This is a genomic window from Epilithonimonas hungarica, from assembly GCF_900102265.1.
Lineage (GTDB): Bacteria > Bacteroidota > Bacteroidia > Flavobacteriales > Weeksellaceae > Epilithonimonas > Epilithonimonas hungarica.
Genome location: NZ_FNBH01000001.1, coordinates 1,142,134 through 1,168,951, shown reverse-complemented (window position 1 = coordinate 1,168,951; position 26,818 = coordinate 1,142,134). Strand labels below are relative to the sequence as shown.

Below are 26,818 nucleotides of genomic sequence, written 5' to 3'. Positions count from 1 at the left end.
TGTGTTTTTGTTATTATTTTTAATATGAAAGTGGTCCTACAAAGAATGAATTCTGAAAAAGAAAAGGCCTGTTGGTTTCCAAAACTTGTCCTTTCACTGAAATCACTACCCTCTTCTTCATTCTTCTTTTCCCAAAAGTGCCAAGATTATGATCTTTAACAGAAACCTCCACATCTTCCAAAAGCAATCTCTTCTCATGCATCACAATAGCTTTCTTCATCGCAGTTACAATGAATTCCTTTAAACTGTTATCGGTTTTGAGAAGGTCAAAATCCATTTCCCAGATCTCCGTTCCGAAAGTTTCATCAAACTTGCATTCTCCCAAAGCCGTTGTAGAAATCAAGAAAATCTGCTGACTTATAGAATTATCGATAGAGATCTTTTCCGCATCCTTTTTATTGATCATGGCTTCGAAATCCATTGGTATTTTATAGTATATGCCTTTCATTGTATTTTTAATTTTAGTCTACAAATAGATCAACTTCTCGATATTACCTTTATCATCATATTCAAAATTCTTCACCACTTTGTTTCTTCTGATGATTTGTAATTCTACTTTCGGGGTCAGTTTCAGAAATTTTTCCCGGTACAGGATATCTCCGATAAAACTTCTGCCATCATTATTATCAATGATCGTAAAGTATTGTGATACGTCTTGTGGTTTTTCAAATTCATTAATATTTCCAGAGTAGAGCATTACATTTTGTCCATGTCCTGACAACTGGTAGGTCAACTGATCATGCGACAGCTTTCTATGTCGGGAAATATCAAATTTTTCAATGCTTTCCAAAAGTGGCTCAAAAGCAATATTCTCATACAGGTACGAAGTTTTATCAAAACGTTTGATGCCCAAGAAGGATAAAAAGCTCTTCTTCGTAGTCGTTTTTGTAAGACTCAGCACATCTCGTGTTACTTGATAAGCTTCTGTTCCATTGGTTTTATCATCAGTAATCGTCAATTTATAAGTAGGTATTTCTACTTCTTTATTATTTATTTTCAAATGAACCTTTCCTACTTCCTGATCTGAAATAATCATAGAAATAGTATGTTTACGAAGTCCTGAATCAGTCCGTACTATGATTTCTTCTCTTTCATCTGCCGATGAAGAGTTTTTGGACATACCAAGGTTAAGATCAAGTTCAGGAAGCGGGCTCATTTTTTTTCTTCTTTTTGATTTTTACTTCGTCGGTTTTCTTAATCTTATATGCAGATAAGCAATCCAGCTGATTATCGATATCCATATTTTGAACTTCGCTTACATATAATTCATAGTTCTTTTTATAGGTATATAATTTGATCACGCTGATATCATTCAGTCTCAATTTGGCAAATTCTTTTCTGGTAAGTTGTTTGGCAAAAAAACCATCACAGTTCAGAGAAAAATTATTCTTATAAGTGACCACTTCTCCTGTTTTAAAAAAGACGTCTAAAACCTTATCTTTTTTCACACATACATTTTTATCTAAAATCTGGATGTACATAAAGACTTTATTTTTTCTCTTCCCGAGTTGCAATGTCGCATAAACATAGTCGCTATTATTAACTCTCAGATACAAAGGTGGTGTGCTTGCAAATTGCTTTTTATCCAATTTCTGTTTGGTCTGAACAATCCCGCAATCAGCGCTTGCATAGAGTAATTCTGTATTATCTGAAACGGCTTTCTCCTGAGCATTTGCACGGGAAATTCCTAAAAGGACAATAAAAAGAATGAATATTGAATTTTTCATTTTCTCCATTATTGAGCCTGATACAATTGGCGGCAAACATCCAGGTCTGTTTTTATCTTGTCGTACTCTTCTTTCAAGGTCTTGTTGATCGTACTCAAACTATCCATTGTCATTTGATTTCCGGATAATTGTTTGATCTGCTTTTTAGCATCTACAAGATCCTTAAACGTCATAATGGTGTTGTTGTACATCACTTTATTCTTCAGCGTATCTTTCGGAAGCTGTTTGTACATATCAGCAAGAATGGATAGTGATAATTTTTCATTAAAGAAATCATTTTGTCCGGGAACACCTATCGAATCTACTGCAGACTTCACTTTCTCCAACTGGAAAGAAAACTTATCCTGAGTTTCCATTTCTCTTTTCATTTTGGCATTTTCCGTTTTCAGCAAACTGTTTTCTTTGAAAGGAAAATAGGCATTGAAAAACACGGCAACCAGCAATACGATGACGGTTATTACGAAAAACAAGATAAAAAAGGAAAAAGCTCTTGATCGTTCTCTTCTATTAAGGACTTCCATATATTTTAATAAGTATTATTGATGATCGATAAATGATGAACGATGCCATCAATTATCATTTATAAATTATCGTTGATTTTTAATCTGCAAGGAATGTTCGGCTTCGTTTAGCATGCAACACAGTATCCCTGTCGTCGGTATTTTCTGAAACGAAGATACTTCCATCGCGTTTTTTACCGATATAATCCAACCTGTTAAGAACTGAGTAAAGCTCCTCAAGGGTCTTCATAAAAGTTTTGACTTTAGAGATCGCCACATCTATCTGATCATGGTTGTAATCTGTGTTGATCGTTTCTGTAAAGATCGTTTCGAAACTTCCCTGGCTTACGTTGCACCACTCGGCGAAATAATTCAGTAGTTCTTCTTTTCCTGCTCCGGAACGGGCATCGATAAAATTTTTCAATATCCTTGCTAAAGCAACCACAGACAGCAGCATATTGGCCGGAGGCGTGTGTGGCGAAAGCCATCTGAATCTGTTGATTTCCTGACCAAGATAATTAAGCGTTTTATCAGCCATCAATCCCATGATCACGGCTAAAGAATTGTTCTGCTTTTTTACATGGATCTTTTGCTCGATCTGCACAGCGTACAATTCGATCTGTCCATAAAACCTATCAATTTCCACATAAAGGTCCTGCAATTTCTTAGAGCTTGAAACACTCACACAAGGCGGAATATAATCTTCATCAATTCTTGATTCTCCGGCATTGACCAATACCTTTCCGATAGTAAGATAGCTGGTTCCGAAACTTAAAGTGTTCTTAAGCTCTCTTTCCGGAACCAGGTTCAGAGAATATTCCGGTTGGGTGTAGGGATATCTTGGCGGATTTTCTTCCGGATCCGGCTCTCCAAAAGGTGTTCTTTTAAAAGGATTTACGGAAAGACAGGCCATCAATACTACACTTTCGTTATCCTTTATCTCATAAGCAGCTTCCGGATAAGGGATGGACAGATTGATGGATTCTGAACTTCCATTACCAATATCAATCCTTGCCCCACTTGGTGTGATGGCATGACATTCTTCTACTTTTATTCTGAGCAGCTTGTGATTATCTATGATCAGACTTAGTTTTATGGAGTCGTTTACAGGCAAAAGCCCGTAATTGATCATAGAAGTATGAATCCCAACAGAATCTCTTACAGAATCGCTCACAAAATCCTGAACATCTGCGAAATGGTTCTTATTAATTTTCATCCCGTCTATCCAGTTTACGGGGAAGTGGTTTAGTTTTTCTATCATTGTATGTTTTTATTATTCAGTTAATACTCTTTCATCGTCTTTTTCTTTGTTATATTCAAAGTCAGGAACTTCATTGCCTTCCTTATTTTGAGCAATCTTTAACTCATCAGAACGCATACAGAAAATCACACTGTTTTCTTCTATTCCGTTCATATAAAGGGTATAATCGGGGTCGATGTATTTAGTGGATTCGTACCATTTTGGCTGTAAAAAGAAAACCCAGCTGTAAAGTCCGTTTGGCCCTTCTACTTCGATCTGGTCTTCGGTGTGTCTTTCATTATAATCGATAACGAAGTTGTAGAATAGCCTTCCGAAATCCACTCTTGTTGGTCCTTTTGCACGATAAACACTGTACTTTTTAGCATGACGGTCTTTGTCCATCAGGAAAGTGAATACCACCAGATCTCTCATTTCCTCATCGCTCACACCTGCTAATTCTTTGTAATTTTCCGGAAACTGCCATGTCTTGTAAATCTTTGGAGGAATCGACATTGCTTTGTTAAAAGTGTCATTCAGAAATGTCGGGATAAAGAAAACGATAAAATGTCCCAACATCAGAAATGAAAAATCAATCCCATTCAAAAATGTGAAAATCACAATAAAAGGAATCGCTGAATACATTATTGTAACCAATGCAAAAAGATATTCGGTGCCGTTATTCTTTTGTCCGAATTTTTGAAAATAGGTACGGTACATCGAGCAATGCAGAATTCCAATGACCAGCGAACAGATCTGATAAAAGACAAATTCGTACAGATTATTATCCTGGAAAAGCTTATTGAATCCCAAAAATGCAATGATGGAATAAATGAAAGCCACGGAAAAAAGATAGGTGTAAAATTTCCCTTTATATTTCTGCTTAAACTCCGGAACTTTCTGAGCAAAAATCATTGTGAGAATAATACAGAAAGCCAGAAAAATAATAACAGCCGCCAGTATTTTCGGTTCAAATAGATTAATGAAATATTTCTTCAATTGTGTCATATTCTTGTGTTATAGCCTAATATTGAGTTTTGTTGTTCGGTAAATTCAAAGTGTTCTTTTTCCTGAGAAAGTAAAATGGATGTTTCTATCTCTACCTCAATCGGGAAAAAATATTCATAAAATAGGTCAACAAACCTTTTCATCGCTCCATTGTGGATATATTCTGAGAAATTGGAATTTTCCAAAGGTCCAATCTGAAGATTGAAATGGCTGGAATAATCATCGTAACTGTTCCCTGTAATAAGTTCCAATCCCAATCTGGACTCTCCCAGACGGATGCTCTGGTCTTCATCCCTGTATTTCTGATAGCCTTTATTATTGATGCTAACTTTTTCCTCAATCAAAGAAGAAAGTATTTGACAAGCTAAGTCTACATCCCCAACTATCTTATAAGCATAAGGAAGTATCCTTATAAATTTTGAAACTAAAAGTGGTGGTAAATCTTTTTCTATTCCCCAGAAATCATAGAACATCTCGGGAACCAAAAAGCCATTGAGGTCAGATAAAAAATCCTGCTCGAATCTCTCTATTTCAACACCATAACTGAATATTTCGTTTTCAAATGGTTGAAAAAATAATCTCCCAGCTTTCTGTTGTTTTTTCTGAATCTGATATTCGCTAATCATTCCATCGACATCTTTTTCCGGTGCATCGTTTCTCGCTACATGAATCATATTTTCCGGCAACATATCGTAAAAACCGTCTCTTGAAAGCTCAAGCTTCAGCATTTGAGTTGCATCCAAATCATAATCGGCAACATCAGCATCCAAAACATCAAACCGAAACGCTCTTGAAAATTGACCTTGTTTCGAGATTACATATTGCAACTCATCAATATCTTTGTTTTTGAGGAGATTGTTTACGATAACTTCGGCTCTGATGTCGTGTTTCAGAGAAGTGATCTGTTTTGCAAGGTTATTGAGTTTTTCCATCGTCATTAATTTTTAGGTTTCAATCTTCCGGCTGCAACATATCTCAGTTGGAAATATTCATCATTGAAATCATAAATGTTGAGTCCGGTCGCTGTACAAGCCAAAACCCTATCGTTATGAAGATAAATTCCCACATCAGAAATCGGATGCGTTTTATCATATCTAAAGAATAAAATGTCGCCTTCCTTCAAAAAAGTTCTTCCTGTAAAAAGCTGAATCGCTTTTGAACGGAAAATCCCATCCGGCGTTTTCTGAAAAGTTTCGCCGTAAACATCACTATATAGAGACTGCACAAAATAGGAACAGTCAACGCCCTTATTTTCTTCCAAAGACTGCTTTTTGTAGGGTGTTCCAATCCAACGGTCGATGTAAGAATAGAGTTTGTAATTGGTCACTTCCTTCGGCATCACTTCCATTATGATGGAATATTTTTCCTTAATCCTAAGTTCATCGTCGCTCAGTTTCTCAATATTATCATCTACATTGGAATACTGTTTATCAACATTAGCTTTGGTTCCGTTTGCAGAATCCGCATACGAATCAGAAGAGAAATTGTAAGGAATTTCCTTGATGTATTTTTTACTGTTGCAGGAAACCAGGGCTAAACCCAATAACACACAACAAGCAATATGATTGTAATTCAAATTTTTCATCTCAAGTGTTTTTATGAAATCCTTACTTTCCTACAATTTCGTCCAAACCAGTTCATTTTCTTTCAAGGAAACCTCGATATCGTCACCATCTTTAAATTCTCCTGCAACGATCTTTTTGGCTAAAGGTCTTCTCAATCTTCCTCTGATCACGCCTTTCAATGGTCTTGCTCCGTATTTGATGTCGTAACCTTCCATAGAAAGGAATTCTTTGGCTTCCTGAGTGATATTCAAATTGATATTAAGTCCTTTTGCCAAGTCTAAAAGTTCTTTCTTTAAATGGATTTCGAAGATTTTGAGTGCATTATCTTTGCTGATTGGCGCAAAAGGAATCGTCTCCGTCAACCTTCCCAAAAATTCGGGACGAAAGAAACGACTCATCATTTCCAATAGTTTTGACGATTGCGGAATTTCCCCTTTTCCGAAAGATTCAACAATAAACTCGGAACCGATATTTGAAGTGAAAAGAATGATGGCATTAGAAAAATCACCTTCTTTTCCCAGCCTGTCGTGCAATTTCCCTTCGTCCATAATCTGAAGAAAGACATCGAAAACCGAAGTGTGCGCTTTTTCAATTTCATCAAAAAGAACGATAGAATAAGGCTTTTGTCTGATTTTATTCACCAAAAGTCCACCTTCTTCATAACCGACATATCCCGGAGGTGCTCCATAAAGCAATGCGGCGGAATGTTCTTCCTTAAACTCCGACATATCGAAGCGGATAATCGCATTTTCATCCTGAAAAAGAAACTCCGCCAAAGATTTCGCAAGTTCCGTCTTTCCGGTTCCGGTTGGCCCGAGGAAAAAGAACGAACCAATCGGTTGTCCTGCTTTACTCAATCCTGAACGTGTTTCCAGAACAGCTTCCGAAACAATCGTAATTGCGTGGTCTTGTCCCACAACTCTTTTCGCAAGAACGCCTTCCATCTCATTAAGTCTCTGCTTTTCTTCTTCCTTCAGTTTACCAATCGGGATATTTGTCTTTTGCGAAATAATTAAGGTCAAATCGAAATCGGTGATATGTGTTCTTTTTTCCTGTGCAATCTTTTCGGTTTTCTCGATGAGAATTCTGGCAAAACTCAACAATTCATCAGTATCTTTAAACTCTGGAAGTTCGTTTTCTTCCTCGCCGGAATCGGCTGTACTAATAAGATATTTTGTTTTCTCAACCAAATCTTTCAAAAGCCAGTCGGCGTTCATTCTTCGCTCATCTTCGAGATAATTATCGGTATTGTCTTCGAGGTGAATAATCCTTGTCACGAGATGATTTCTTTCCTTTAAGAAAGATTCACCTGCGGTTTTTAAAACGGACATCGTGTGGTCAATCAAATCGATGGCAGAAGCAGGCAGGCTTTTTTCCTTCATATACCTTTGAGAAAGACGAATAGCCTCTTTCATGGTCTGGTCATCGATACTGATTTTATGATGGATCTGATAATCTTCCAATGTCTGCTTCAACATCCTGAAATGGATTTCGTCCGTGCTTTCCTCTAATTTCAGAAGTTCGAACATTCCTGCAAGACCTTGTTCTTTTTCAATTTTTTTGGTGTATTCTTCGATAGTAGAAGTTACAATCAAGGTAAGACCATTGGAAAGCTCACTTTTCAAAAGATTTACAATCCCGGAATCTGAACCGTGACTTCCGAATAAAGAATGGATTTCTTCAATAATCAGAACAGATTTTGGAATCGCTTTCAGTTCCTGAGCGATATTTTTGATGCGGTCTTCGATTTCCCCTTTGTACGAAGCTCCGGCAATCAGTGCTCCCATATCAAGTTCAAAAACTTCCAGCCCACTCAGGATATCGGGAATTTGTTTTAATAAAACTTTTTGCACGAAACCTTCGATAAGAGCTGTTTTACCAACACCGTGGTCACCGATAATCAACACATTTTGTTTGCTGTACCTGCAAAGAATCTCTGTGATTTTGTTGATTTCCGTGTCTCTTCCGACAAGAAGTTCTTTCTTGTTTTTTTTCTTGATCTTATCCTTCGTATTGATACAATATTTTTGGATAAAGCCTTTACTTGCTTTTTTGGTCATTTCTACTGTCCCTTCCATATTATCTTCTCCAAAAGAGGATACATCTTTCAATAGTTCATTCCTTGTAACCGGAAAGGTTTTCATCTGGTCAAAACTGAAAGCTACACCAGGCGAACTGATTGCCGTCATTACAGCGAAAAGTGATATCTCATGCTCGGCTAGAATTTCTCTTATCTGATCTGCTTCCGCGAAAATCTCATCGATAACCTCATCTGGCTCGCAAGAATATCTGTTGGGAGATTTTGGCAGTTCTTCGATACGGACATCCGCCCATTCTTCGAGATAAAAGACATCAACGCCAAGATTTTCCAGATGTTTTAATAGAGACAAATCCCGGTTGAGCATTGCTTTGATCAAATGTGCGCCTGTAAAAGCGGCATTGAGATTTTCCCGACCTATTTTCTGTGCAATATTGAGGGTCTTGGTGACCTCCTGACTGTAGGTAATTTCTTCTTGGTTCATTTGTGGTTATTTTGTGTTTTTTGTTCTTATTACTCTTTCATCCAAATCAGATATTTCTTTACCTTATATTGAATGTTAAAATTTTGAATGCAATTTTTTTGGTCTTTATTGACCCTAAGAGCAGTGATCTTTATTTTTTTTCCGGCAATAGATTGACAGAATTGGTCGAAAGGAATTAGTTTGCTATCATTAACAACAACCGGAATATCATACTTCCCACACAGATAATCTTTGAAATCATCTTTTGTTTTGAGCTGTGCTGCCACCTGATTAAACAATAATTGAAGTTGCTCATTGGAGATTTCGGGAGCTTTCTTTTCAACAGAAATAGAATCTTTTTTCAATTTAGATTTTGGAGACACCGGAATGTATTGTAACATATCCACCAATGGGTCTTTTTGCGCATTACCTACAGGAAGAGAAAAAGCGACGTGAGGTTTCTCAAACTCGTAAGATTTTATGTCGATTTTCTGCTTAGCTTTGATAGTTTTCGGAGCTACATAAATAGTTTTAACAGCGGTATGTTCCACATCGCCATTTACAATAAGTGTTATTTTCTTTTCCCCAACCGATTTGAATTTGTAAGATGGATTTTTATCCAGCGCATCTGTTCCCCCATTTTCTCCAAAGCTCCACTCCCAGGATTCTCCATCTTCCTTATCCACATCGAATGAAATTGATTCTCCAACAGTCACGACATTCGGACTTTTTATAATCGGTAAATATCCTGTTTGCTGACTAATGCTGGAAATCGTAATTAATTTTTCGTGTACGCAATTGCCATTGATTTTCAGTTTAACAATATAATCTCCCGGCTTTTTATATTTATGAAGTGTTCTTTGTCTGAAATCTAATACTGTACTGTCTCCGAAGTCCCATTCCCATGATTTAGCACCTTCCGTATTGTCATAAAACTCCACAACCCGGTTCGTCAAAAACTCATCCGAATGAATTATGAATTTTGCATTCTCACAATCAATATGTCGTGTATATTGAAAAGAGAACACAATCAAACTTAATAATAAGAGAATTCCCAAACTTAGATAAACTTTGGGATCAATATTGGGAAAAAATCCGGTAGTAGTTTTCTTCATTTTAGCATTTGTGTTCATTACAAATATAACTACATTCCGCATTTACACAAACGTTTAACCCACTAGAAAAAAGGGGCAAGGCTTTGGTATACTTTTGATTTCAAAAAAAATAATGTTGGTTGATTTTAGAAAATATTTAAATAAATCATTATTTATTAAAATATAATGAGAATATTTTGATTATGATTCTATAATTTTTTTTTAAAAATCATTAAAATTTAAATTAGAAATCAATTTAATAGGAAACCAACCCTAGAAAACCCGAAATCTCAATGTTTTTTTTCTCAAAATATCTCCCCATATCTAAACTTTTCAAGTTATAATATAAAGACTATTTAACTAAAAATGAGGAATCAAATTTTTAAAAATACAATTTCCATATTCTATTGTGTCGATAAAAACATTTTAATTAAGACAAACCAATCATATACTTTATAAAAAGACCACTCAGATCATCCTCAACCGTTCCTCTTCCAGGTCGATCTGGAACAATTGCTGACGGATGATCTCCTCGCTTACCTCTTGGTCTTTATTCAGCTCTGTAAGGTATTCGCGTTGGACTTCCAGCATTTCGATAAAAATCGCTTTCGTCCGCTCATTCATCCAGCTATCATCCGCTGCTTTCGCTCGTTCTTCCCAATGCCTTAAAAATATTTCCAGACCAGCATGGTCCTTCAGTTCGTTCTCATATTTGGATCTCAGGAATTGATGAATATGCTGTTTTAGTTCTTTTTTAATTTTCCGTTTGGTCAACTGTTCATCCTGTTCAGCAAAAACATCATCAAAAAATCCTGTCCTTTTTATAATATATGGCAAAGTAAGGCCCTGAACCAATAGCGTAAGCAAAATAACAACAAATGTGATGAACAATATCAAATTCCTGTGCGGAAAAGCTTCACCATTGCCCATTGTTACCGGAATCGCCAAAGCCGCCGCCAATGAGACAACACCCCGCATCCCCGTCCAACCCAACAATAGAGGCATCATCCATCTTCTCGTTCTGGAAGAAGCATGAGGCTGTACACTTGGCCTGAAAATCAAAGTGGCGATGAGTGCCGCATAAGAACTTATCATCCTTGCCGCTATAAGGATCACAGTCACCAAAACAGCATAACCTACAGCTGTTTCCAACGGAATACGATCCTCACGAAGCCCATCTGTGATCTCCGGAAGTTCCAATCCTATGATCAGAAAAACTACACCATTCAAAATAAATATCAAACTTTCCCAAACACTGTATGCATGGATCCTACTGGTGCTATTCAAAAACTTCAGTCTTCTTGCCGACATGAACAATCCACCACTCACAACCGCCATCACCCCTGAACTATGGAACTGCTCTGCTATCCAATACATCAGATAAGGTTCTATGATCGTAAGTGCAATATCGGAAGGTGCATCTGTAGGAAGAAGCTTATGGGCCTGAACAAACAACCATCCCAGAAGCAGACCCATCCCAACACCACCAATAACCATCCAAAAGAAGCTTAATGTCGCATCCTGCCAAACGAACCGGCCAGTTCCGACCGCAACCAAAGCAAAACGGAAAATGATCAATGATGAAGCATCATTCAAAAGGCTCTCACCTTCCAAAATCGTAGATAACGACCTTGGTATTCTCACAAACCTTGTGATAGCCCCGGTACTTACGGCATCCGGTGGAGAAACGATGCCTCCAAGCAAAAATCCCAAAGCAAGCGTAAATCCCGGAATAAAATGATCAGCCACCAATGCTACCGATAATGCGGTAAAAAAAACCACGAGGAATGCAAAACTCCCGATGATGCGCCACCATTTCTTCATCTCTTTGAATGAGATCTTCCAGGCGGCCTCAAAAAGCAAAGGCGGGAGGAAGATAAAAAAGATAAGGTCCGGGTCTATCTTGATAACCGGCAATCCCGGAATGAAGCTTATCAGCAATCCTCCAACAACCAATAATATGGGATAAGCTATCTTGAGTTTGGCAGCCCACATATTCAGGAGGACGATCATGGCGACCATTGCCAAAAGAAAAGGTAAAATACTGTGCATTTGATCTTTGTGTCTAATACACAAAAATAACAATTAGAATGACTTATTTAAACCATAATCTTCAAAGGGAAAGGAAACGATGACATCCATCATATCAAATTATTGATTCCACAATAATTTAACTTTTTTTATACAATATCAAAAACATCAATGCTGATTTTCATCATCATTTAGCAACCTAACAAATGTCATATCTGTTTTTTCATTAATCTTTGATGCAAAAGCCATATTTATTGACAAAAAAACAATTCTTTAAAAGACAAAATCAATAAGTATTATTTAATTTATTTATCGATTCTTTAATCACAGTCTAAAATAAGATTTTTGTCACTTCAAAAAACTAGCTTTATTTTTACTATCATCATACCTTTGAACTATCAAAATTGAAAAATAAACAATTACAACAATTAAATTTTATTAAAATGAAAACAACGAAAAATCTAATTAAAGCTGTTTTAACTTTTGGAGTTCTATTAATGACCCCATTGACAAATGCACAAAAATTATCCGTACAAAGCTCTAATATCAAAATAGACGGAACTTCTACATTGCACGACTGGGACATGACGTCCAAACAATCTGTATTCTCCGGGACAGTGGCCGGAAATGCTATCACAAATGTAAGATTTGTCATGAAAGCCACCTCATTGAAAAGTAAAGAATCCGGATTGGATAAAAACGCATACAAAGCTTTGAACACAGAAAAATACCCTGACATTGTCTTTACCACCAGCTCTATTCCTACCAGCGGGACCGCAACCATCACGGGTAACCTGACGATCACAAATGCCACAAAAGAAGTAAAGATCCCAGTAACAGTAACCAAAAACGGAGACAGCTACAATATCAAAGGAACTACCAAGATCAAAATGACAACCTTTGGCGTTACGCCTCCAAAATTGATGATGGGAACCATCAAAACCGGTGACGACCTAACCATCACTATCAATGTTACAGCAACAAATTAATCCTTAAACTATTAAATATCTGTTATCATGAAAAGAAATCTATTAAAAGCCAGCTTCATCGCAGCTTTACTAACAGCAACATTTGGACAAGCACAGGAAGGCAAACTGGACAATCTAAAACCAAGAGACAAAACCGGATTGACGGTCTTTGAAAACCCAAAAGACACAGTAACCACATTCGACCATCTAAGGGTGAAAGTTGGTGGCGCATTCGCACTGCAATTTCAGGCCATACAACACGAAAACAATGCGACCCCGGTCCTGAATTCTGCAGGTGTGAACACGAATCAGCTTTTTGACATCGGAAACAACATCAACCTGCCAACGGCCAACTTAGACCTGGACGTGGCCTTATATGACGGCGTGAATCTGCACCTGAGAACATTCCTGTCTTCAAGACACCACAATGAAACTTACGTAAAAGGCGGGTATTTACAAGTCGACAAGCTGGATTTCATTGAAAAAGGATTCGCAGAAAACATCATGAAATATGCGACGATCAAAGTAGGACAAGATCAGATCAACTACGGTGATGCGCAACTGAGAAGAAGTGACAACGCTTATGCCATAATGAATCCTTTCGTTGGTAATTACCTGATGGATGCTTATGCCACCTTCCCTTTCGCAGAGGTCTACTATAGAAGAAACGGTGTGATCGTAATGGGTGGTGTCACCAATGGAAGACTTAACCAAACGGCAACAGGAGGAACAAGTGCAGGAATCTATGGAAAACTGGGCTATGACAAACAATTGACAAACGATCTGAGAGTGAGACTGACAGGATCATTCTACAACATAGCAAGAGCATCAAGACTGGATTTCTACAACGGAGACAGGGCAGGATCTAGATATTACTTTGTGATGGAAAACACAGCGGCCACATCTAAAGACCAAATGCGTTCCGGAATGGTAGATCCCGACTTCCAGAATACACTTAGAACTTTTATGATCAATCCTTTCATCAAATACAAAGGACTGGAGTTCTTCGGAATCTTCGAATCTGCATCTGGACGTAACCTTACAGAAACCGAAAGAAGAACCTACAACCAATATGCGGCAGAACTTATTTACAGATTTGGAAGTACAGAAAACTTCTACTTCGGTGGACGATACAATAAAGTGGATGGCAAATTGATCAGCGGCGATGATATCAGTGTTACCAGATACAACATCGGCGGGGGTTGGTTCATGACCAAAAACATTCTTACAAAATTAGAATACGTCAACCAGAAATATGACGGATATCCTGCGACAAACATCAAAAAAGATGGAAAATTCAACGGATTTGTGGCAGAAGCGGTGATTTCTTTCTAATCAGTTAACAGGAGCAGAGGAGGCTCGACAGCTTCCTCTGTTTTTAAAAAAATTCAAAGTATAAAATCGCCGTAAATTTGCAGACACAAATAACAGTGAAGGGTCAGCGATCCCATATGACCTTTATAAAAAATATCTAGCTATGAAACTTCTATATCTGCTTTTCGGTTTTATGACGTTATTGGCAAACGCACAGGAAAACTTCGTAAAGATCAATGGCAGTACCAATGTCAACAAGTTTCAGTGTGTTAACAACAAGTTCAAAAATGATGGCGGTGTCTACACCTTTTCAGAAAAAAACCTTCCAAACATCGTTTTAAAGGTCGCTGATTTCGATTGTGGCAACAGGATGATGACCAAAGATTTCCAAAAGATCCTGAATGCGGAAAAATATCCCAACATGACCATCAAGTTCATCAACTTCATCAAAAATCAAGACGGCTTCAATGCACTGGTAGAAGTGAAAATGATGAACCAAAGCAAAAGATACAATATCGAGTTTGATATAGAGAACAACAAGCTGATCGGGAGAAAGAATGTAAAATTCAGTGACTTCAATATCACTCCTCCGAAAAAAATGGGTGGAATGATCGTCGTAAAAGATGACCTCGACCTCATTTTCAGCTTAGCAACAAAAATTTGAACAAATAACTTTTTTCATATAATTAGATTTTTCAGTGCAGCAATGCCAAGGGCTAGAATGGTGTTGCGAATCGAGGAACTTGCAGACTCAGCTGCAGGTTCCTTTTATTTTGTCGTTTTGCAATTTCCAAATTCGTAAATTTGCATCGTGAATATCAATCAAGCAGACCTCAATGAACTAGAATTTCCGGAACTGCTTTCGGAAATCGCCCCTTTCGCCTACTCGCCAAAAACGGCAGACAAAATAATGGAACTTTGTCCGATGGAAATTGACGAAGCAGAAATCTCTCTGAAGAAAACATCGGAATTCCTTACCAGTTTTGAAAGTTCCAACGCCATTCCTTTTGATGAATATGAAGACATCGAAGAGGAGCTGAAACTGATGCTGATAGAAAACTACCGATTGGAGAACAGATCTTTTATCAAAATCAAAACAATTACAGAACAGATCGGGAAACTGCAGAAATTCTTCCCACAACTTTCAGAAGTGTTCCCTACACTTTTGGAAGAAGTAAAAGACCTGGAGTTCCGGAAAGAAATCATCGATAAGATTGACAAAGTATTCAACCGATTCGGAGAAGTCAAAAGCGAAGCCTCATCTATTCTTAAAACCCTGAGAACCGAAATCCAGCACGCCAGGAAGGCTGTTGATGAAAACTTCAACCGTTCTTTGGCAACCTACTCTGATTTTTTGGAGGACATACGAGAAAGCATTATTGATGACCAAAGGGTCTTAGCTGTAAAATCCGGTTTCAAAAAAAGAGTAAACGGCCGCGTTCTAGGAATCTCCAAAACAGGTTCTATCACTTTTATACAGCCGGAAAGCGTGGTCAAACATTATTTCAAGCTAAAAGAAAATCAGGAAGAAGAGAAAAAAGAGATCGATAAAATCCTAAGGAAGTTAACGGCAGAATTATCCGAGTTCCAAGTACAGCTTTCAGATTATCAGACTTATATTTTTGATCTGGACCTGATCCGGGCCAAAGCCAAATTTGCCGAAAAAGTCAACGGAATCCTACCGAAGATCAACAGACATCAGACCCTACGCCTGAAAGACGCCTATCATCCATTGCTTTGGATCAGGAATAAAAATGAGAACAAGGAAATTTTCTCTCAATCTTTAACCTTAACGGAACACAACCGGATCATTTGTATTTCCGGACCAAATGCCGGTGGTAAGTCCATCACACTGAAAACTGTCGGATTGTTGCAACTGATGATCCAGAGTGGGATTTTAGTTCCTTGTCATCCAAAATCGGAGATGTTTTTCTTTGAGAAAATAATGACGGATATCGGCGATAATCAATCCATAGAAAATCATTTGTCAACCTATTCTTCCCGACTGAAAAAGATGTCTGGAATGATCCGTGAAGCAGACAACAAAACCTTGTTGTTGATAGACGAATTCGGAACCGGCTCCGATCCGGAATTGGGTGGTGCTTTGGCGGAAAGTTTTATGGAATATTTCTATGACAAGAAAAGTTTCGGAATTATCACAACACATTATACAAACATCAAATTGGTTGTGGAACAGCTTCCTGCCGCAACCAACGCTGCAATGCTTTTTGATGAAAGAACACTTGAACCACTTTATAAACTGGAAATCGGACAAGCCGGAAGTTCCTTTACTTTTGAAGTTGCGGAGAAAAATAGAATTCCGAGATTCATTATCAAAAATGCGAGAAAAAAAGTAGAACACGACATCGTAAATCTCGATAAAACAATTGTGAAGCTCCAGCAGGAAAAATTTGAAGTTGAAAAACTGAAATCCGATCTGTCAGAAAAACGAGATTCTGTAGAAGACAAACGTGATAATCTTCAAAAGCTGAATGAACAGCTCCAGCAGAAGCTATTCAACTTCCAGAAACTTTACGAAGAAGAACACAGAAAACTACAATTCGGAAACAAGATCGAAACCTTTATCGATAGTTATGTGAAAGGCAAATCCAGAAAAGATGTCGTGAAAGATTTTGTGAAAATCCTGGAGCAGGAAAAATTCCGGAAACTGGGTACAGACAAAGATGAAAGCAAACGTCTCCAGGTTGTGAAACGCAAGATCACGCAGCAGCTCAAAAAAGAAGATGTCATAGAAAAAATTGCTGAAACCAACGAAAAGCTGGAAGAAAAACGCAAAGCAGAACGCGCTGTCTGGATGAAAGTTGGTCAACGTGTCCGAATCTCTGGAAGTACAAGCGTAGGAACGATTGAAAAGATCTCGAAAAACAAAGTCATTGTCAATTACGGAGCTTTCAAAACCACGATCGACTCTGGAGAGTTGGAGAGAATATAATAAAAGCGCAGGTTGACCTGCGCTTTTTGTTTTATGCGTGAAAATGATTTTTCACTTCTTCCAAAACCTGTTGCTCACTGAGTTGAGAATCCGTTCCAAGCTTGATATTCAGATTCTTGTATTGTGGCGTTTCCCGAAGATGATTTCTTAAATTCTTCCTGAGAAGTTCCGGGGCCAGTGACATATAAATCCGTACTGTTGGTAATGATCTTTTCTATTTCCTTATAGAATTTTACCTTGTTGGTCTGTTCTACATTATTTGCCGCATTTTCGCTGGAATTTCCGTGCTGGACATCTGCCTTTACGGTATCAACTACTGCAAATTCTGTGACTTCCTGCCCGTCGTGATTCGTAACAACTATTGCTTTTCTGCCGTCTATCCAAAGTCCGGCCAATTTTTTATCGCTCATGATCTTATTATTTGAGGATAAAGTTCCAAGTATTGTGCAAATCATCTGTTAACAGACGTTAAAGTTGAAGATCAATGATGGTAAACATCGTCATACATCACGCCAGCTTCAATCCTAATCGGTAATTTATTTTCTTCCGGAACAATCGGACAGTTGTAATCAAAAGCGTTGTAAGCACAAAAGGGTTGATAAGATCGATTAAAATCCAAAACAATTTCGTTCCCTGACGGAATTTTCAAGTCCATATACTTTCCGCCGCCGTATGTTTCCTTCCCATTGGTCTCATCGCGAAAAGGCAGGAAAAGATAATCTCTGTACTTCTCCATTTTCATCAGATCCAGACTTTGGTACAAAGTCAATGTCAACGATTTTCCGTCCAATTCGAAAGTTGCTTTTCCATATTCCTGATATTGTTTGAATTTTCCGGAGGAAGTTGGCAACTCAAACGGAACAGGATTTTCAGTTTTTACAAATTTTGCAGTAACTCGATATTTCAAATCGATTGGAAAGAACGGATGTTTTTTGAAATTCTTCAGGTTATCACCACGTAAAGGCGATTCCTTTGGATTCAGATATTCTGCATTCAGTTCTTCTTGAAATTTTTTGACAGCTACGATATTTTCTTTTTCTATTTGGGCATTCAGAAACAAAGATAATATTATGAATAGGAAACTTAATTTTCTCATAGTTTTTATTAAACACAAAGTTCACGAATTTTTACACAATTAGTGTTATTAGCGGTTAACTTTCTTCATTGATATCATTAGACTTCAACTCAGCTTTTTTCTTCTGAAAATACTTATCAAAGGTCGATCTGAAAACCGGAACATCGTCATCCTCACCCATCAGGAATCCCCATGATTGGAGACCTTCTACTCTATCGAAAATGATTTTCAGAATCGCCAAAACCGGGATTGTCAAAAACATCCCCGCAATTCCCCAAAGCATTTCGCCGATGACCAAACCAATGATCACGATCAGAGAGTTGATCTTCACTTTAGAACCGACAACTCTTGGCATTATGATATTCCCGTCTATTGCGTGAATCACAACGATCGCAATCACAATAAACAAAACATGACTGATCCCAGAAGTCGCAAACGTAATCAAAGCACCAATCAGCAAAGCGATAAAAATCCCGATGTAAGGAAGAATATTCAGAATTCCTGTGATGATCGCCAGCATAAAATTGTACTTGACCCCGATAATCGTATAAGCAATAAGTGACAAAATCGTCACGATAATCATCTGCAGAAACAATCCTACCAGATACTTTTTCACCATAAACTGAATGCTGTGAACTACCTCAAAAACAGTTTTGTGATGTGTTTCTGTAAAACTTGCGACCAGGAACTTCAAAAGATGTGTCCTGTACAAAAGGAAAAATAAAGCAAACAAAAATGTAAAACCTGTCAGCATCAGGATATAGCCAATCGATTTCAAAGCTTTTTCTAAAATCGCCGTTCCTGTACTGATCGATTTTCTTGCCGTGTCATTCAGATATTCCAACTGATCGCGTCTCCTGACTCCGAAAGTTCTGGAGATCCAGCTTTGCAAATCATCCGTCAAAGTAATAAACTGTTTCTGGAACTGGGGCCAATCATTCGATAATTTTGCTACCTGTATGGAGATGCCGTAAATCACACCTCCAATAATTGCCAATGCCAAAAGACTTGCCACAATAGAAGACAAACTCCTCGGAAACCTCAGTCTTCTTTCCATAAAACGGGAAAGTGGGGTCAACAATATCGCAACGAGCAGTCCCAAAATCATCGGAACAAAAATCTGCTCACCAATAATGGCCAAAAATCCCAGAACAACAATACTGATGAGTATACAAGATAATTTGAGATAAAAAGGATAAGTTTGCTTCATACTATTAATTTACAATTCTTGAATTTATAAAATATTTCACCACATAGTTTTTGTGACCTTAAAGAATAAATAGCTATTATCTAGGTGGTTTTAAAATCATTTCCCAATCAAAAAAACAGCCGGAACCTTATGTAATTCCGGTTTTTCTTTTTTCCAATCGTTGATGGTTTTTGTTCTTATAAATTCGGTTTCCGGGTCATTGATATTGGCAGCGATGCACAATTTCGTATTCGGGCCCAGAAATCTGGTCAAATCATCGAACAATGGATTATTTCTGTAAGGTGTCTCCATAAATATCTGCGTGAATCCAGTCTTCTCAACCAGATTTTCCAGATGCTGGATCTCCTTTTTCTTCTTATATTTCTCAATCGCCAAGTAGCCGTTGAAAGAAAACTGCTGTCCATTAAACCCACTTGCTATCAAAGCCAATACAAATGAACTTGGTCCGTTGACAGGGACCACTTTGATATTATTTTTGTGAGACCAGCCTACCATAATATTTCCCGGATCGCCGATGCAAGGCAGACCGGCTTCTGATAACAGTCCGAAATCAACACCTTCTTTCATCAGTTTTTGTGCTTCCTTCAAGTCTGCTGTTTCAGAATATTTGTCGAGGAGAAACAATTTGAGTTCCGGTTGTTTTTTCTCGGGAGCAAAAAACTTGATGACCTTTCGGGCTGTCTTTTCGTTTTCCACAAAGTAATGGTCGACATTCATAATAATGTCTTTGATTGTCGGTGCAAAATAATCAACAGGAGAATTTTCTGAAAGATAAGCTGGTAAAAGGTATAGCATTTTATGTTTATTAATTATGTTATGTTCTTTTGTCCTGAAACAAAAGAACCAAAAATTCAAGACTGTGGAAACTCAGCTAAAATATTGAATAAATTACTAAAAAATCTAAACTCGCTGCCACCGTTTTTCCAGCAACAGCTTCAAACAGTAGATTTTTCTTAACGCAATTTTTTCAATATTTCTTAACCCTTCCGTTTCCAATGTCATTTTTGAACGTCGAATTGCACGCAGCCCGACTTGAGCGGAGCTCATTTTTTGCTTGGATTTAACGTAGGCAAAAAATAGCGGGAGCGGAAGGCGGATCAAGCTGCCCAAGCCTAACGCAGTGGTTCGACGTAGTCAAATCCAAATCATTACAAATTTAGTTCAAAACTTCTTTCAATCGGTCTTTATCCAATCTATTTTCCCAATTGGAAACGACAACTGTAGCAACTGCATTTCCAATGACATTGGTCAATGCGCGACACTCCGACATAAATTTGTCAATCCCGAGAATCAGGGTCATCCCGGCAATCGGGACTTCGGGAACCACTGCCAAAGTCGCAGCCAACGTGATAAATCCAGCGCCAGAAACACCTGCTGCACCTTTGGAGCTGAGCATCGCCACCAAAAGCAATCCAATCTGATGTTCCAAAGTCAAATCGATATTGCAAGCCTGCGCGATGAACAATGCGGCCAACGTCATATAAATATTGGTTCCGTCGAGATTAAAGGAATAACCGGCTGGAACCACCAAACCCACAACTCTTTTATCACAGCCTGCATTTTCCATTTTTTTCATCAATCCGGGAAGAGCAGGTTCGGAAGAGCTTGTTCCCAAAACAAGAAAAATCTCTTCTTTGATATACTTCAGAAATTTGAAAATATTGAATCCATTATACCAGGCAACACTTCCTAAAATCAAAACGATAAACAACGCCGAAGTCACGTAAAATGTTCCAACAAGCATTGCCAGGTTTCTGAGCGATTCCACACCGTATTTGCCAATCGTGAAAGCCATTGCCCCGAATGCTCCGATTGGCGCCAATTTCATTAAAATTTCCACAATTTTGAATATCGGAATCGTTAAAGTTTGGAGAAAATCGAGGACAGGATAACTTTTTTCTGACGTGACTGCCAAAGCGACCCCAAATAAAATCGCTACCAGCAAAACCTGCAAAATATTGTCACCCGTCAACGGGCTAAATAACGTCTCAGGAATAACATTGAAAATAAAACTGACCAAAGAATTGTCGTGTGCCGCTTTTACATATTTCTCAACTTCTGCACCATTCAGCGTATTTGGGTCGATGTTCAAACCTTTTCCTGGCTGAACAATATGACTGACAATCATTCCGATAATCAATGCCAAAGTTGAAAATGTAAAAAAGTAAATGAATGCTTTTCCTGCAACCGTTCCTACTTTCTTCAAATCGCTCATTCCTGCAATTCCTGTAGAAACAGTCAAGAAAATCACAGGCGCAATAATCATTTTGACCAGCTTGATAAAACCTTCGCCGAGAGGTTTCATTTTCTCGCCCAAGTCAGGATAAAAATAACCAAGTGAAACACCAAGGAGAATTGCAATCAGAACCTGGATATAGAGCAACTGATAGATCTTTTTGGGTTTTACAGGTTTTTGTTCAATGTCCAAATTCATAAAAAGACTTATCTTACAAATTTAGAATTGTTTATGAATTATATCGTGTTATTCTTGATTTTTTCTGCAATTATTTCGCAGGAATCGTTGAGCATTTTATAAACTTTATCAAAACCGTCGATGCCGCCAAAATATGGGTCCGGAACTTCCAATTCGTTATCGAGAATCAATCTGATCTTGTGTTTTTGAGAATCGTCCGTCATTTTCAGGACATCTTTGTAATTGTTTTTGTCCATACAGAAGATCAAATCAAAGTCATCCAAATCTGATTTTTTGATCGGTCTTGATCTTTGCATCGAGATATCGATTCCGTTTTTGGAAGCGGTCTTTACAGAACGTTCGTCGGGACCGCTCCCTTCATGGTAATTGATCGTTCCCGCACTGTCCACAAAATAACCGTCATCGAGTTTTGATTTCAAAATCCCTTCAGCTAAAGGACTTCTGCAAATATTTCCAAGGCAGACCATTAAAATTTTCATTGCAAATTGAAGTATAAATTATTACAAGCTCAATTTATTAATTTTAAAAATTAATTCCAAAAATTATTTGTCAATAAAATAATAATCGTAATATTGCAATATTAAGTTAATTAAAATGGGTGCAACCAAAACAGAACATTTCACAGAACAACAAAATAGGATCGCGAACATTGCCAAAGCACTTGGACATCCTGCGAGAATTGCCATTATCGAATATCTGATGAAGGTCAACGAATGCATCTGTGGAGAAATAGTCAATGAGCTTCCGTTGGCTCAGCCGACCGTTTCCCAGCATTTGAAGGAACTCAAAAATGCAGGGATCATCAAAGGAAATATCGAAGGAAATTCTATCTGCTATTGCATTGATGAAAAAGCGATTGAAGTTCTGAATGGCTATTTCTCGAAAATCATTGAAACGGTTTCCAAAACAAAATGTTGCTAAATATTTTTTTGAAAACATTAATCGTAATATTGCAATGAAACATTAAATTTAAAATATTGATATTATGACATTAGAACAAATCAAGGAAATTCTGCCAACATTGGAGAATGTAGAATTTCAACTGGAAAACGGAACTTTTGTACCTGAACATTTCCACGTCACAGAAATAGGAATCATTAATAAAAACTTTATTGATTGTGGCGGAACAATCCGAAACGAGAAGGTTGTGAACTTCCAACTTTGGAATGCCGATGATTACGAACATCGTTTAAAACCGAGAAAATTACTTAACATCATTAATCTATCGCAAGAAAAACTGGGTATCGAAAATTCTGAAATCGAAGTGGAATATCAAGCTGATACTATTGGAAAATACGATCTGGATTTCAATGGACAACATTTCATCCTTAAGAACAAAACGACAGCATGCTTAGCACAAGATGCTTGCGGAATTCCTGCGGAAAAAACAAAGAGAGATCTATCTGAACTCAAAGTAAACCCTGCCAACTCCTGTACACCCGGAAGCGGATGTTGTTAACTAAAAGCATAGAAAAATGTTTCAGAAAATAAAAGAACGTTGCGAAATTCTCAGCAAAAATTTCAAAGAAATCAACCCTGAAAGAAAAGCTTTACTTGAAAAACTTGCCTCTCATATTCAGGTTAAAATCAATGGGAATATTGGTATCAACTTGATTTATGTTTGTACCCACAATTCTCGCCGAAGTCATCTCGGACAGGTTTGGTCAAAAGTTGCGGCTGATTTTTACGGGTTCAATATCAATACTTTTTCAGCGGGAACCGAGGCGACAGCTTTTAATCAAAATGCCATCCATGCTTTGATCTCTGCCGGTTTTGAAATCAAAAAATCAGATGGAACAGACAACCCGAGATATGAAGTGTTTTTTGGCGATGGAAAATCGAATCTCTGTTTTTCAAAAACGATCGATGATGAAAGTCTGCCCAAAGAAAATTTTGCAGCAGTAATGACTTGCGGCGATGCAGATGAGAACTGCCCTTTCATTCCGGGATGTGATTTGCGAATCGGAACAACTTATTTTGACCCGAAATCTTACGATAATTCTGTTCTCCAGAACGAAAAATACACCGAAAGGAGCAACCAGATCGCGATGGAATGTCTTTACGTTTTTTCATTATTAAAAAAATAAAATGCAACCAAAATTAAAATTTCTTGATCGGTACTTAACGCTATGGATCTTTCTGGCAATGGCAATCGGAGTGGGGATCGGGTATTTTAACCCTGATATTTCCAGACTTGCAGAGACTCTTTCAGTGGGAAGCACCAATATTCCGCTTGCAATTGGCCTGATCCTGATGATGTTTCCTCCGCTTGCAAAAGTAGATTATTCTCTGCTGCCAAAAGCGCTTAAAGACAAAAAAGTACTTTCCATTTCTCTGATGCTTAACTGGGTTATCGGTCCACTTTTAATGTTTATTCTTGCTATAATTTTCCTCCAAAACGAACCGGATCATATGGTGGGACTAATCTTGATCGGTTTGGCAAGATGCATTGCAATGGTCATTGTCTGGAATGATTTAGCGAAAGGAAATCGTGAATATGCTGCGTTTTTGGTCGCCTTGAACAGTATTTTCCAAATTTTTTCTTACAGTTTTCTGGTCTGGTTGTTTATCAATGTGATTCCAAATTCATTGGGATTAGGTAATTTTTCGGTGAATGTTCCGATGAGCGATGTTACCGAAAGTGTCCTGATCTATCTCGGAATCCCTTTTCTGACCGGATTTTTAACAAGATATTTTTTGGTGAAGAAAAAAGGAATCGAATGGTACAACCGAAAATTTGTTCCAGCCATTTCCCCTATCACTTTGTATGCTTTATTGTTCACTATTGTTCTGATGTTCAGTCTAAAAGGAAATACAATAATGGAACTTCCTTTTGATGTACTGAAAGTTGCCGTTCCTCTGATCATTTATTTTGTAGTGATGTTTTTTGTAAGCTTCTTTATCAATAAAACAATGAAAGTTCCCTATGATAAAAATGCAGCCATATCTTTTACGGCAACCGGAAATAATTTTGAGCTTGCCATTGCAGTAGCCATTTCAGTTTTCGGAGTCAATTCGACACAAGCTTTTGTTGGGGTTATCGGTCCATTGGTGGAAGTTCCTGTTTTGATTCTTTTGGTGAAGCTAAGTTTGTTTTTGAAAGATAAATATTACCTAAAACAAATATTTTGAAATAATGGAATTTTTCACAATAAAACCTTTGCAATCAAATCACAACAAAGAAATCTTAGATATTTACAAACTCGGAATCGAAACTAAAAATGCGACATTCAACACAGCAGTTCCAACATGGGAAGCATGGGACAAAGGTCACCTGAAGCATTCCAGGTTGGTAATAAAAGCCGGTGACAAGATCGCTGGCTGGATCGCACTAAGCCCGGTTTCATCGCGATGCAATTACTCGGGAGTTGCAGAGGTCAGCGTTTATATCTATCCGGGTTTTGGCGGTCTGGGATTGGCTTCCAAATTGATGGAAATGATGATTCCTGAAAGTGAAAATAATGGCATCTGGACATTACAATCCAGCGTTTTTCCAGAAAACAAAGCCAGCATAAAACTTCATGAGAAATTCGGATTCAGAAAAGTGGGTTACCGAGAAAAGATATCAAAAATGAATGGTGTTTGGAGAGACACGATTCTTTTGGAAAGAAGAAGTCCGAATTTGATGTAAATAAAAAAAGTCTGAATAAATAATTCCAGACCTTTTTATTTTTATTGAGCGATCTTTTCTTTTAGATCCTTGATATATTTCTTCAATTCTTTATCAATTTTCGAAACATCCCGAATCGTGTCGCAAGCATACATGACGGTTGAGTGGTCTTTTCCTCCCATTTCCTCACCGATTTTTGTAAAAGTTGCGTTGGTATATTCTTTTGCAAAATACATTGCCAATTGTCTTGGCAAAGCGATTTCTCTTTTTCTGGTCTTCGAAAGCAATTGTTCTCTCTGGATCCCGAAATAATCGCAAACAATCTCCTGAATATAAGGAATATTGATGGTTTTCTTCTGAGTTGTCGCTAGTTTATTGATCGTATCTTTTAATAGGTCCAAACTGAAATCCGATTTGTAAACCGTAGAATAAGCAATCACCGCATTTACAACACCAATCAGCTCTCTTACACCGTTGGTCTTAACTTCAGAAGCCAGATAGTCTAACATATCATCGGTTAGTTCGATTCCGTCACGGCTTAATTTATCCACGATGATCTTTCTTCTTGTCTCGAAATTCGGAGATTTGATCTCCGCAGAAAGTCCCCATTTAAAACGGGAAATAATTCTTTCCTGAGTATCAAGGATATCGGCCGGTGCCTTATCAGAGGTCAAAATAATTTGTTTCCCATTTTGATGCAAATAATCAAAAATATGGAAGAAACTATCCTGAGTCGCCGCCTTACCGGAAAGGAATTGGATATCATCGATGATCAAAACATCGATCATCTGATAGTAATGCTGGAAGTCGGTTTTGTTCTGAGACTTCGCCGCCTTCACAAAATCCTGAATGAATTTTTCCGAAGACTGATACAAAACCACTTTTTCCGGGAAGGAAGCTTTCACCTCCAAACCGATTGCCTGGGCCAAATGCGTTTTTCCAACACCATAACCACCATAAACGAATAGCGGATTAAATGCTGTAGAACCTGGTCTTTTCGCAATTGACCTTGCAACTGTAGAAGCAAACTTGTTGCTTTCTCCTTCTATAAAGTTATCAAAAGACTGGTCAGCCTTCAGATTGGAATCGATATTGATTTTCTTGATTCCCGGAACCACAAAAGGGTTCACGTTATTTTCCTTCAGAACCGGTCTTGCCTCTTGGATTTTCGGAGCTTGTGTAGAAATGCCTTTTACGTTCATCGTAATTGGTTTTTCTTTTCCCGATGGTTTGTTTTCCATCACAGAATACCACAATTTCACACCTTTACCGATATTTTTTTTAAGCGCAGCAGACAGTAAAGACAAGTAATTGTCCTCGATATATTCTTTGTAAAAATCACTAGGAACAAGCAACGTGAGATTATTGTTCACCAAAGAAATTGGCTGAACTTTATCAAATAACAAGTCGAAAGAATTTTCTAACTTTTTGAGGTCTGTGTTATCCTCCGCTGCGTTTAGATTGTCTCTCATAAATTGGAGACACCTATCCCAGATCAATACTAAATTTTCATTCATTTTTCTGCTGCTATTTCCGGTGGGATTTTAGTTTTTTAAGAAGACAACAAATATCTAATTATTAATCTTGATAA

27 protein-coding genes are annotated in these 26,818 nt (G+C 37.7%); 9 read left to right on the top strand and 18 right to left on the bottom strand.

Annotated features, from left to right (window positions below):
- Nucleotides 1–19: 19 nt before the first annotated feature.
- The 11 genes from BLT30_RS05390 to BLT30_RS05340 all read right to left on the bottom strand — a co-directional run bounded on the left by BLT30_RS05390 (nt 20) and on the right by BLT30_RS05340 (nt 11,684).
- Nucleotides 20–448, bottom strand: a complete 429-nt coding sequence (locus BLT30_RS05390; RefSeq protein ID WP_089872100.1) for a GPW/gp25 family protein — start codon at nt 446–448, stop codon at nt 20–22.
- 18 nt (nt 449–466) lie between these two features.
- Nucleotides 467–1,156 (bottom strand): hypothetical protein, encoded by a 690-nt coding sequence (locus BLT30_RS05385; protein WP_089872098.1) that lies wholly within the window; start codon nt 1,154–1,156, stop codon nt 467–469.
- Nucleotides 1,140–1,727 carry a hypothetical protein gene (locus BLT30_RS05380; RefSeq protein WP_139166576.1) on the bottom strand — a complete coding sequence of 196 codons (588 nt, stop codon included), beginning with the start codon at nt 1,725–1,727 and terminating at the stop codon, nt 1,140–1,142. Before BLT30_RS05380 ends, BLT30_RS05385 begins: the two co-directional genes overlap by 17 nt.
- 8 nt (nt 1,728–1,735) lie before the next feature.
- On the bottom strand, nt 1,736–2,248 hold the full coding sequence (gene tssO, locus BLT30_RS05375) for a type VI secretion system TssO (RefSeq protein ID WP_089872094.1): 513 nt from the start codon (nt 2,246–2,248) through the stop codon (nt 1,736–1,738).
- Nucleotides 2,249–2,327: 79 nt separating this feature from the next.
- Entirely contained in the window at nt 2,328–3,488 is a 1,161-nt protein-coding gene (gene tssK / locus BLT30_RS05370) for a type VI secretion system baseplate subunit TssK (RefSeq protein WP_089872093.1), read from the bottom strand.
- Between the two features lie 12 nt (nt 3,489–3,500).
- On the bottom strand, nt 3,501–4,472 hold the full coding sequence (locus BLT30_RS05365) for a TssN family type VI secretion system protein (protein ID WP_089872091.1): 972 nt from the start codon (nt 4,470–4,472) through the stop codon (nt 3,501–3,503).
- On the bottom strand, nt 4,469–5,404 hold the full coding sequence (locus tag BLT30_RS05360) for a type VI secretion system baseplate subunit TssG (RefSeq protein WP_175487128.1): 936 nt from the start codon (nt 5,402–5,404) through the stop codon (nt 4,469–4,471). Before BLT30_RS05360 ends, BLT30_RS05365 begins: the two co-directional genes overlap by 4 nt.
- A gap of 5 nt (nt 5,405–5,409) precedes the next feature.
- A complete protein-coding gene (locus tag BLT30_RS05355; RefSeq protein WP_089872087.1) occupies nt 5,410–6,057 on the bottom strand; it encodes a C40 family peptidase in 648 nt (215 codons plus the stop codon).
- Between the two features lie 30 nt (nt 6,058–6,087).
- Complete coding sequence (locus BLT30_RS05350; protein WP_089872085.1) at nt 6,088–8,559, bottom strand: AAA family ATPase; 2,472 nt, start codon at nt 8,557–8,559, stop codon at nt 6,088–6,090.
- A 29-nt stretch (nt 8,560–8,588) separates the two neighbouring features.
- Nucleotides 8,589–9,653, bottom strand: a complete 1,065-nt coding sequence (locus BLT30_RS05345; RefSeq protein ID WP_089872929.1) for a PKD domain-containing protein — start codon at nt 9,651–9,653, stop codon at nt 8,589–8,591.
- Between the two features lie 447 nt (nt 9,654–10,100).
- The gene (locus tag BLT30_RS05340; RefSeq protein ID WP_089872083.1) at nt 10,101–11,684 is read right to left on the bottom strand and encodes a Na+/H+ antiporter; all 1,584 of its coding nucleotides are present in this window, start codon (nt 11,682–11,684) and stop codon (nt 10,101–10,103) included.
- Between the two features lie 422 nt (nt 11,685–12,106).
- Here BLT30_RS05340 and BLT30_RS05335 point away from each other — a divergent pair, with 422 nt between their 5' ends.
- The 4 genes from BLT30_RS05335 to BLT30_RS05320 all read left to right on the top strand — a co-directional run bounded on the left by BLT30_RS05335 (nt 12,107) and on the right by BLT30_RS05320 (nt 16,898).
- Complete coding sequence (locus tag BLT30_RS05335) at nt 12,107–12,652, top strand: YceI family protein (RefSeq protein ID WP_089872081.1); 546 nt, start codon at nt 12,107–12,109, stop codon at nt 12,650–12,652.
- A 27-nt stretch (nt 12,653–12,679) separates the two neighbouring features.
- Nucleotides 12,680–13,966: a hypothetical protein gene (locus tag BLT30_RS05330; protein WP_089872079.1), complete on the top strand. Its 1,287-nt coding sequence runs from the start codon at nt 12,680–12,682 to the stop codon at nt 13,964–13,966.
- Nucleotides 13,967–14,108: 142 nt separating this feature from the next.
- Nucleotides 14,109–14,609, top strand: a complete 501-nt coding sequence (locus tag BLT30_RS05325) for a YceI family protein (protein ID WP_089872078.1) — start codon at nt 14,109–14,111, stop codon at nt 14,607–14,609.
- Between the two features lie 147 nt (nt 14,610–14,756).
- The gene (locus tag BLT30_RS05320; RefSeq protein ID WP_089872076.1) at nt 14,757–16,898 is read left to right on the top strand and encodes an endonuclease MutS2; all 2,142 of its coding nucleotides are present in this window, start codon (nt 14,757–14,759) and stop codon (nt 16,896–16,898) included.
- Nucleotides 16,899–16,972: 74 nt separating this feature from the next.
- Here BLT30_RS05320 and BLT30_RS05315 read toward each other — a convergent pair whose 3' ends face one another.
- The 6 genes from BLT30_RS05315 to BLT30_RS05290 all read right to left on the bottom strand — a co-directional run bounded on the left by BLT30_RS05315 (nt 16,973) and on the right by BLT30_RS05290 (nt 22,096).
- A complete protein-coding gene (locus BLT30_RS05315) occupies nt 16,973–17,308 on the bottom strand; it encodes a hypothetical protein (RefSeq protein WP_245707118.1) in 336 nt (111 codons plus the stop codon).
- A 71-nt stretch (nt 17,309–17,379) separates the two neighbouring features.
- Nucleotides 17,380–17,994 carry a DUF1684 domain-containing protein gene (locus BLT30_RS05310; RefSeq protein WP_089872074.1) on the bottom strand — a complete coding sequence of 205 codons (615 nt, stop codon included), beginning with the start codon at nt 17,992–17,994 and terminating at the stop codon, nt 17,380–17,382.
- A gap of 55 nt (nt 17,995–18,049) precedes the next feature.
- The gene (locus BLT30_RS05305) at nt 18,050–19,183 is read right to left on the bottom strand and encodes an AI-2E family transporter (RefSeq protein ID WP_089872072.1); all 1,134 of its coding nucleotides are present in this window, start codon (nt 19,181–19,183) and stop codon (nt 18,050–18,052) included.
- A 96-nt stretch (nt 19,184–19,279) separates the two neighbouring features.
- Entirely contained in the window at nt 19,280–19,978 is a 699-nt protein-coding gene (locus tag BLT30_RS05300) for an SAM-dependent methyltransferase (RefSeq protein ID WP_089872070.1), read from the bottom strand.
- 361 nt (nt 19,979–20,339) lie between these two features.
- Nucleotides 20,340–21,617, bottom strand: a complete 1,278-nt coding sequence (locus tag BLT30_RS05295) for a dicarboxylate/amino acid:cation symporter (protein ID WP_089872068.1) — start codon at nt 21,615–21,617, stop codon at nt 20,340–20,342.
- A 38-nt stretch (nt 21,618–21,655) separates the two neighbouring features.
- Nucleotides 21,656–22,096: a low molecular weight protein-tyrosine-phosphatase gene (locus BLT30_RS05290; RefSeq protein ID WP_089872066.1), complete on the bottom strand. Its 441-nt coding sequence runs from the start codon at nt 22,094–22,096 to the stop codon at nt 21,656–21,658.
- A gap of 115 nt (nt 22,097–22,211) precedes the next feature.
- Here BLT30_RS05290 and BLT30_RS05285 point away from each other — a divergent pair, with 115 nt between their 5' ends.
- The 5 genes from BLT30_RS05285 (at nt 22,212) to BLT30_RS05265 (ending at nt 25,248) form a co-directional block, all read left to right on the top strand.
- Complete coding sequence (locus BLT30_RS05285) at nt 22,212–22,538, top strand: ArsR/SmtB family transcription factor (protein WP_089872064.1); 327 nt, start codon at nt 22,212–22,214, stop codon at nt 22,536–22,538.
- 64 nt (nt 22,539–22,602) lie between these two features.
- Nucleotides 22,603–23,076, top strand: coding sequence for a DUF6428 family protein (locus BLT30_RS05280; RefSeq protein WP_089872062.1), 474 nt, complete (start codon nt 22,603–22,605; stop codon nt 23,074–23,076).
- A gap of 16 nt (nt 23,077–23,092) precedes the next feature.
- Nucleotides 23,093–23,704 (top strand): low molecular weight phosphatase family protein, encoded by a 612-nt coding sequence (locus BLT30_RS05275; RefSeq protein WP_089872060.1) that lies wholly within the window; start codon nt 23,093–23,095, stop codon nt 23,702–23,704.
- 1 nt (nt 23,705) lies between these two features.
- Complete coding sequence (gene arsB, locus BLT30_RS05270) at nt 23,706–24,749, top strand: ACR3 family arsenite efflux transporter (RefSeq protein WP_089872058.1); 1,044 nt, start codon at nt 23,706–23,708, stop codon at nt 24,747–24,749.
- A 4-nt stretch (nt 24,750–24,753) separates the two neighbouring features.
- Nucleotides 24,754–25,248: a GNAT family N-acetyltransferase gene (locus tag BLT30_RS05265; RefSeq protein WP_089872056.1), complete on the top strand. Its 495-nt coding sequence runs from the start codon at nt 24,754–24,756 to the stop codon at nt 25,246–25,248.
- A gap of 41 nt (nt 25,249–25,289) precedes the next feature.
- Here BLT30_RS05265 and dnaA read toward each other — a convergent pair whose 3' ends face one another.
- The gene (dnaA, locus tag BLT30_RS05260; protein ID WP_027384367.1) at nt 25,290–26,744 is read right to left on the bottom strand and encodes a chromosomal replication initiator protein DnaA; all 1,455 of its coding nucleotides are present in this window, start codon (nt 26,742–26,744) and stop codon (nt 25,290–25,292) included.
- Nucleotides 26,745–26,818 lie beyond the last annotated feature (74 nt).

Coding starts and splice junctions, on each gene's coding strand:
- BLT30_RS05390 (WP_089872100.1), bottom strand. CDS start 448: ATGAAAGGCATATACTATAAAATACCAATGGATTTCGAAGCCATGATC.
- BLT30_RS05385 (WP_089872098.1), bottom strand. CDS start 1,156: ATGAGCCCGCTTCCTGAACTTGATCTTAACCTTGGTATGTCCAAAAAC.
- BLT30_RS05380 (WP_139166576.1), bottom strand. CDS start 1,727: ATGAAAAATTCAATATTCATTCTTTTTATTGTCCTTTTAGGAATTTCC.
- tssO (WP_089872094.1), bottom strand. CDS start 2,248: ATGGAAGTCCTTAATAGAAGAGAACGATCAAGAGCTTTTTCCTTTTTT.
- tssK (WP_089872093.1), bottom strand. CDS start 3,488: ATGATAGAAAAACTAAACCACTTCCCCGTAAACTGGATAGACGGGATG.
- BLT30_RS05365 (WP_089872091.1), bottom strand. CDS start 4,472: ATGACACAATTGAAGAAATATTTCATTAATCTATTTGAACCGAAAATA.
- BLT30_RS05360 (WP_175487128.1), bottom strand. CDS start 5,404: ATGGAAAAACTCAATAACCTTGCAAAACAGATCACTTCTCTGAAACAC.
- BLT30_RS05355 (WP_089872087.1), bottom strand. CDS start 6,057: ATGAAAAATTTGAATTACAATCATATTGCTTGTTGTGTGTTATTGGGT.
- BLT30_RS05350 (WP_089872085.1), bottom strand. CDS start 8,559: ATGAACCAAGAAGAAATTACCTACAGTCAGGAGGTCACCAAGACCCTC.
- BLT30_RS05345 (WP_089872929.1), bottom strand. CDS start 9,653: ATGAAGAAAACTACTACCGGATTTTTTCCCAATATTGATCCCAAAGTT.
- BLT30_RS05340 (WP_089872083.1), bottom strand. CDS start 11,684: ATGCACAGTATTTTACCTTTTCTTTTGGCAATGGTCGCCATGATCGTC.
- BLT30_RS05335 (WP_089872081.1), top strand. CDS start 12,107: ATGAAAACAACGAAAAATCTAATTAAAGCTGTTTTAACTTTTGGAGTT.
- BLT30_RS05330 (WP_089872079.1), top strand. CDS start 12,680: ATGAAAAGAAATCTATTAAAAGCCAGCTTCATCGCAGCTTTACTAACA.
- BLT30_RS05325 (WP_089872078.1), top strand. CDS start 14,109: ATGAAACTTCTATATCTGCTTTTCGGTTTTATGACGTTATTGGCAAAC.
- BLT30_RS05315 (WP_245707118.1), bottom strand. CDS start 17,308: ATGAGCGATAAAAAATTGGCCGGACTTTGGATAGACGGCAGAAAAGCA.
- BLT30_RS05310 (WP_089872074.1), bottom strand. CDS start 17,994: ATGAGAAAATTAAGTTTCCTATTCATAATATTATCTTTGTTTCTGAAT.
- BLT30_RS05305 (WP_089872072.1), bottom strand. CDS start 19,183: ATGAAGCAAACTTATCCTTTTTATCTCAAATTATCTTGTATACTCATC.
- BLT30_RS05300 (WP_089872070.1), bottom strand. CDS start 19,978: ATGCTATACCTTTTACCAGCTTATCTTTCAGAAAATTCTCCTGTTGAT.
- BLT30_RS05295 (WP_089872068.1), bottom strand. CDS start 21,617: ATGAATTTGGACATTGAACAAAAACCTGTAAAACCCAAAAAGATCTAT.
- BLT30_RS05290 (WP_089872066.1), bottom strand. CDS start 22,096: ATGAAAATTTTAATGGTCTGCCTTGGAAATATTTGCAGAAGTCCTTTA.
- BLT30_RS05285 (WP_089872064.1), top strand. CDS start 22,212: ATGGGTGCAACCAAAACAGAACATTTCACAGAACAACAAAATAGGATC.
- BLT30_RS05280 (WP_089872062.1), top strand. CDS start 22,603: ATGACATTAGAACAAATCAAGGAAATTCTGCCAACATTGGAGAATGTA.
- BLT30_RS05275 (WP_089872060.1), top strand. CDS start 23,093: ATGTTTCAGAAAATAAAAGAACGTTGCGAAATTCTCAGCAAAAATTTC.
- arsB (WP_089872058.1), top strand. CDS start 23,706: ATGCAACCAAAATTAAAATTTCTTGATCGGTACTTAACGCTATGGATC.
- BLT30_RS05265 (WP_089872056.1), top strand. CDS start 24,754: ATGGAATTTTTCACAATAAAACCTTTGCAATCAAATCACAACAAAGAA.
- dnaA (WP_027384367.1), bottom strand. CDS start 26,744: ATGAATGAAAATTTAGTATTGATCTGGGATAGGTGTCTCCAATTTATG.